At 69.5% G+C, this 5,381-nt stretch carries 7 protein-coding genes; 3 read left to right on the forward strand and 4 right to left on the reverse strand.

The genetic code is table 11. The features are described 5' to 3' along the window. Positions 1–63 precede the first annotated feature (63 nt). On the reverse strand, positions 64–510 hold the full coding sequence (locus VGJ14_19835; protein ID HEY2834679.1) for a nuclear transport factor 2 family protein: 447 nt from the start codon (positions 508–510) through the stop codon (positions 64–66). 141 nt (positions 511–651) lie between these two features. Here VGJ14_19835 and VGJ14_19840 point away from each other — a divergent pair, with 141 nt between their 5' ends. Then, positions 652–1,821, forward strand: coding sequence for an alpha-hydroxy-acid oxidizing protein (locus tag VGJ14_19840; protein HEY2834680.1), 1,170 nt, complete (start codon positions 652–654; stop codon positions 1,819–1,821). 2 nt (positions 1,822–1,823) lie between these two features. Here the strand turns inward: VGJ14_19840 and VGJ14_19845 are convergent, their stop codons facing one another. Beyond that, positions 1,824–2,363 carry a MarR family winged helix-turn-helix transcriptional regulator gene (locus VGJ14_19845; GenBank protein HEY2834681.1) on the reverse strand — a complete coding sequence of 180 codons (540 nt, stop codon included), beginning with the start codon at positions 2,361–2,363 and terminating at the stop codon, positions 1,824–1,826. Between the two features lie 102 nt (positions 2,364–2,465). Here VGJ14_19845 and VGJ14_19850 point away from each other — a divergent pair, with 102 nt between their 5' ends. Then, the gene (locus VGJ14_19850; GenBank protein ID HEY2834682.1) at positions 2,466–3,092 is read left to right on the forward strand and encodes an NAD(P)H-dependent oxidoreductase; all 627 of its coding nucleotides are present in this window, start codon (positions 2,466–2,468) and stop codon (positions 3,090–3,092) included. A 16-nt stretch (positions 3,093–3,108) separates the two neighbouring features. Here VGJ14_19850 and VGJ14_19855 read toward each other — a convergent pair whose 3' ends face one another. Beyond that, positions 3,109–3,927, reverse strand: a complete 819-nt coding sequence (locus VGJ14_19855; GenBank protein HEY2834683.1) for an SDR family oxidoreductase — start codon at positions 3,925–3,927, stop codon at positions 3,109–3,111. Between the two features lie 225 nt (positions 3,928–4,152). Further along, the gene (locus VGJ14_19860) at positions 4,153–5,097 is read right to left on the reverse strand and encodes an AraC family transcriptional regulator (GenBank protein ID HEY2834684.1); all 945 of its coding nucleotides are present in this window, start codon (positions 5,095–5,097) and stop codon (positions 4,153–4,155) included. Positions 5,098–5,172: 75 nt separating this feature from the next. Between VGJ14_19860 and VGJ14_19865 the strand changes: the two genes are divergently transcribed. Continuing rightward, on the forward strand, positions 5,173–5,381 hold a 209-nt coding region (locus VGJ14_19865; GenBank protein ID HEY2834685.1), incomplete at its 3' end, for an ergot alkaloid biosynthesis protein.

Below are 5,381 nucleotides of genomic sequence, written 5' to 3' on the forward strand. Positions count from 1 at the left end.
GGTGAACGTTCTGGTCCAGCCGGAGAAGGCGTGGTTGGACGCGATGGCGATGCTGTCGACGCGTCAGCCCAGCGGCCGCGTCTCGCTCCAATCCAGGATCAGGATGCGTTCGGCGAAGAACCATCCGCCGTCGAGCTTGACGAAGCTGTCGAGGTAGCGCAGCGAGGCAATCATGATCGTGCGCACGCCGTCCTCAGTGAACACGTGATGCGCGATCGTGTAGCTCTCCCCCGTCGCGCGATCACCATCCAACACAACCGTGCTCTGCCCGTTGAAGTGCGTGGTCACCTCGTAGCGGTTCAGGTCCGCGAACACCGGGGTGAGCGCTTCCCGCCCGTGCAACACGTAACTCGGCTCGGTACCCGCACCGTCCATGTGCACCACGAATCGGGTGTCGACGGTGAACAGTGCCTGCTGGCCCTCGGCGTCACGCCGATCGGCGCAGTGGGCGTAGGCGTCGAACAGCTCGCGGATCGCGAGTCGATCGGTGGCCTCGGTCGAGTCGGGCACGGTGGTTCTCCCTCGGGGTTCGTGAACCTTGATTGTCCCCAATCCGGACGTGATCGTGGTCGAGACCCGACCGCAGGACGCGCATCTAGGCTGACAGTCCGAGTGCACAAGAGCGGGAGATCCGGTCTGAAGGGCGTAGTAATGGCAGAGGACTTCGGCAGCTTCCAGAACGAGATCTACCTTGCCGGTCTGGCGGGTGTCGCCCCGATGTTCCCGATGGAGTTCGGCGAACTGGAGCGCCGGGCCGCTGCGGCGCTGCCGCCGTCGGTGTTGTCCTACGTGGCCGGCGCTTGCGGTGACGAGTTCACCCAACGGGCCAATGTCGCGGCCTTCGACCGGTGGGGCCTGATGCCGCGGATGATGCGGGCCTCGGCGACCCGGGACCTGTCGGTCGAACTGTTCGGCCGGCGGCTGCCCAGCCCGTTGTTCATGGCCCCCGTCGGTGTCATCGGCCTGTGCACGCAGGACGGGCACGGCGATCTGGCCACGGCCCGGGCCGCGGCGCGAACCGGCGTGCCGATGGTCGCCTCGACGCTCACCGTGGACCCGATGGAAGAGGTGGCCGCGGAGTTCGGGTCCACCCCGGGGTTCTTTCAGCTCTACACCCCGACCGACCGTGAACTGGCCGCGAGTCTCGTCACGCGGGCCGCGAAGTCCGGCTTCGCGGGCGTGGTCGTCACCCTCGACACCTGGGTCACCGGCTGGCGCCCGCGTGACCTGTCCACCTCGAACTTCCCGCAACTGCGCGGGCACTGCCTGACCAACTACTTCACCGACCCGGTGTTCCGCGCCGGGCTGGCGCAGCCTCCGGAGCAGGATCCGCGTGCGGCGATCCTGAAGTGGGCGAGCACGTTCGGCAACCCGCTCACCTGGAGCGACCTGCCGTGGCTGCGCTCGCTCACCGATCTACCGCTGATCCTCAAGGGAATCTGCGACCCCGAGGACGTGCGCCGGGCCAAGGACGGCGGCGTGGACGGCATCTACTGTTCCAACCACGGCGGCCGTCAGGCCAACGGTGGGCTGCCCGCCATCGACGCCCTACCCGGCGTGGTCCAGGCCGCCGACGGAATGCCCGTCCTGTTCGACTCCGGCATCCGCTCCGGGACCCACATCATCAAGGCGCTCGCCCTGGGTGCCACCGCGGTCGGGGTCGGCCGCCCCTACGTCTATGGCGCGGCGATCGGCGGCACCGACGGCATCGTGCACGTGCTGCGGTCCCTGCTCGCCGAGGCCGACCTGCTGATGGCCGTGGACGGTTACCCGACCCGCGCCGAGCTCACACCCGACCGTCTGAGGCGTCTCGACCTCTGACCTCAACGGCCGCGGGTGACCCGTCGCCGCGGAGCCGGTTCCTCCACGACCTCCGCAGCCACCTCGCACATGCCGCCCGGATCCGTTGCCTCGGCCTGCGCGGCGACCCGCTGCAACAGGGACCGGAACGTGGTGCGCTCGTCGAAGTCCAGAGCGGCCAGGACGTGCGCCTCAACCCGGGCGAGCCGCTTGTCGAGGTCGGCGAGCAAGCGCGCCCCCGGCTTCGTGACAGCGATGCGCCGGGCGCGCCGGTCGGCCGGATCCGGCTCGCGGGTGACGAGGCCGGCTTCCTCCAGCTCATCGAGCAGATAGGTCATCACCGTGCGGTCCATCCCCAGCCGCGCCGCCAACGCGAGCTGGGTGCCGGGCTGATCCCGGGCGGCGGCGGCCAGCACCTGGTAGGTGCGCGGCCCGCCGGGCAGGTCGGCCGTGACCTCGGTCGCGGCCTTCACATACGAGCGGAACACCGCCCCCAGCGCCCAACCCAGATCGTCACCCAGTGCTTTGGCGCAGGCAGGCGAGATGGGCACCCCGGTGGTCACCCGACCAGCGTAGCGAGGGATCGGATTGCGGGAAGAAATTCTTCGGGAGCGATGTTCTGTCTCGCAGATGATCTGAACAGCTAGTCATCCCGGGAGTTCGCCGTGAACCTGTTCCGCCTCGACACCAGCCTGCGTACCACCGGCTCTACCAGCCGCGAGGTCGCCGACACCGCCGAAGCCGCCTGGCTGGCCGAACACCCCGATGGCCAGGTCGTGCGCCGTGATCTGGGCACCGATCCCCTCCTGGTCACCGACTGGATGCAAGCCGTCGCCGGCTCCCCCGAGGCGGCCAAGCTCGCGGCGACCCTCGCGGACGAGCTTCTCGACGCCGACGCGATCATCGTCGGAACCGCGCTCTACAACTTCGGCGTCCCGGCCCAACTCAAGACCTGGGTCGACCTGCTCATCACCGACCCGCGCTTCGGCCCCGGCGCCGAGCAGCCGCTGGCCGGCCGTCCCGCCATCCTCATCGTCGCCCGCGGCGGCGGCTACGGCCCGGGCACCCCGCGCGAGGGCTGGGACCACGCCACCCCGTGGGTGCAACGCGTCCTCGGCGACGTGTTCGGTCTGGACGTGAAGCTGGTCGAGGCCGAACTCACCATGGCCCCCGTCGTCCCCGCGATGGAGGCGCTGCGCGCCATCGCCGAGCAGAACCGTCAGGACGCGCACAGCGCCGCCGACACTCACGGTCGGGCGCTGGTCCGCAACGCCCGCGACCGCGCCGCCTGAGCCGCACCGCTCTGCTTCAGCCTTGCGCCTCGAGGGAGAGCCATTCCCATGCGCGCCAGGTCTCGAGTCGTTCTGCGTAATCCGCGGTCGCCAGTTCCAGCGGGCCGTCACCGAAGAACACCCGCAGCGGCGGTTGGTCCGCGTCGACCAGCTTGAGCACCGCATCCGCACTGGCGGTCGGATCGCCCGCCTTGGGCCGGTGCTCGGCCCAGAAGGCGTCTCTGGCCTGATGGATCAAGTCGTATGCGGGTAGCCGCGTGGACCGCTGCATGGACGGTCCGCTCCAGTCGGTCGAGAAACCGCCCGGCTCGATGATCGTGACGTGGATGCCGAAGTCCTTGACCTCCCGGGCCAATGCCTGGCTGAAGCCCTCCAGTGCCCACTTCGAGGCGTGGTAGGCCCCCAAGCCGGCAAACGCCGAGATCCCCCCGATCGAGGAAACCTGCAGGATGTGCCCGCTGCGCTGCTCGCGCAGGATCGGCAACGCCGCTTGCGTCACCCACATCGCGCCGAAGACGTTGGTCTCCAACTGCGCGCGGAACTCCGCCTCGCCCAGCTCCTCGATCATGCCGGCGTGGCCGTAGCCCGCGTTGTTCACCACGACGTCGAGGCGACCGAAGTGGTCGTGGGCCCGCGCCACCGCCGCAAAGGCGGCGTCCCGGTCGGTGACGTCCAGCGGAATGGTCAGGATCGCGTCCCCGTGGGTGTCCACGAGATCCTTCAAGGTCTCGGTGTTGCGTGCGGTGGCGGCGACGCGGTCACCGCGCTGCAGAGCGGCGATGGTCCACTCGCGGCCGAAGCCGCGGGAGCTGCCGGTGATGAACCAGGTCTTCATGTGATCTCCCCGTGCAATGCAATCTACGACGAACCGGAGGAGCCTCCGTTTGGATGGACGGTAATCGGAGGAGCCTCCGTTTGGCAAGTCCGGCCGGGTGAACACCCCGTGCCAGGACCTCGACCGGGCACACCGGGGGCACCACGAAGAGCTCCACCGCCTCCGGTGCCCGAGTGATCGACCACGCTCCCCCCACGGTGCACGCCCGTGCTCCTTGGAGCACAGTCAACCAGCGTGAATCTCCTCCGGCGCCGCCCGGTCGGCCAACGGACCGGCCGGCTCTTGTTGACGCCACCGGCCCGGTGGGACTCCGTGGTGGCGGCGGAAGGCCGCCGCGAACGCGTAGGGCGAGGCGTAGCCGGTACGGGCAGCGATCTGAGCGAGGGTCAGTTCGCCGGCCCGCAGCTGATCCCGGGCCAACGTCATGCGCCACTCGGTCAGGTACTGCATGGGTGCCTGACCGAGTACGAGGGAAAAGATCCGGGCGAATGCGGCGCGGGACAGCCCGCTGAGGGCGGCCAACTCCGGCACCGTCCACGGGTGGGCGGCGTCGGCATGCATGGCACTCAACGCCGGGCCGAGCCGCGGGTCGGCCGCGGCCTGATACCAGCGCGGCGCCTGCTCGCTGCGCTGGAAAGCCGCGCGAATTGCCAGTACCAGCAGGACATCCAACAGGCGGTCGAGCACCGTCTGTTGGCCGGGCGCGGGGGTGGCGAGCTCGGATGACAACAGCGCGATGACGTCGTGCAACGGATCGTCCGCCGCGGCCGACAGGGTCAGGATCGGTGGCAGCGCTTCCAGCAGCCCTCGGCCGACGTCGCCGGAGAGAACGTACGCCCCGCACAGGAACACGTGGGCGCCCTGCGTGGATGCGCGTTCGTCGACGGCGTGGCGGGCCCGGAACTGTTCGGGCGACAGGCAATCGGCGTTGGGCTGGTGCCCGATGAAGTGGTCGGGGCCGCCGCGGACCAGTGCCACGTCACCGGGCGCGAGCTCCACCGCAGACCGCGGATCGTCCAACCACAGCCACATCCGCCCCGCGATGACCGCGTGCACGGCCAGCTGGATCGTGCCGGGAAGGCGCAGGCCCCAGGGAGGGTGTGCGACGGACCGGGCGAAGACGCCGCCCGAGGCGCGAGCCCGCATCAGATGCGCTTGCAGAACATCCACGGTGCGAGCGTTCTACACAATGAACCGAGCGTCAAACATATTGATCCGCTTCCAGCAGTCCAGCACGCTCGAGCTATGACGAATTCTCCTTCGAACACCCTGGTGCTTGCGGGCACCGGGAAGACCGGCTCTCGGCTCGCCACGGAACTCGCGAAGCGCGGTCTTGGCGTTCGCACCGCGGCCCGCAACGGCGCGGATGTCCGCTTCGACTGGGACGACGCCACGACCCATCGCCCGGCCCTGCAGGGCGTCGACCGCCTGTACCTGGTCGCCCCGGTCATGCG

This window comes from Sporichthyaceae bacterium (assembly GCA_036493475.1).
In the GTDB taxonomy this organism is placed as follows: domain Bacteria; phylum Actinomycetota; class Actinomycetes; order Sporichthyales; family Sporichthyaceae; genus DASQPJ01.

What these genes read in the sequence shown, in the direction of transcription:
- VGJ14_19840 (HEY2834680.1), top strand. Translation starts at nt 652, where the DNA reads ATGGCAGAGGACTTCGGCAGCTTCCAGAACGAGATCTACCTTGCCGGT.
- VGJ14_19855 (HEY2834683.1), bottom strand. Translation starts at nt 3,927, where the DNA reads ATGAAGACCTGGTTCATCACCGGCAGCTCCCGCGGCTTCGGCCGCGAG.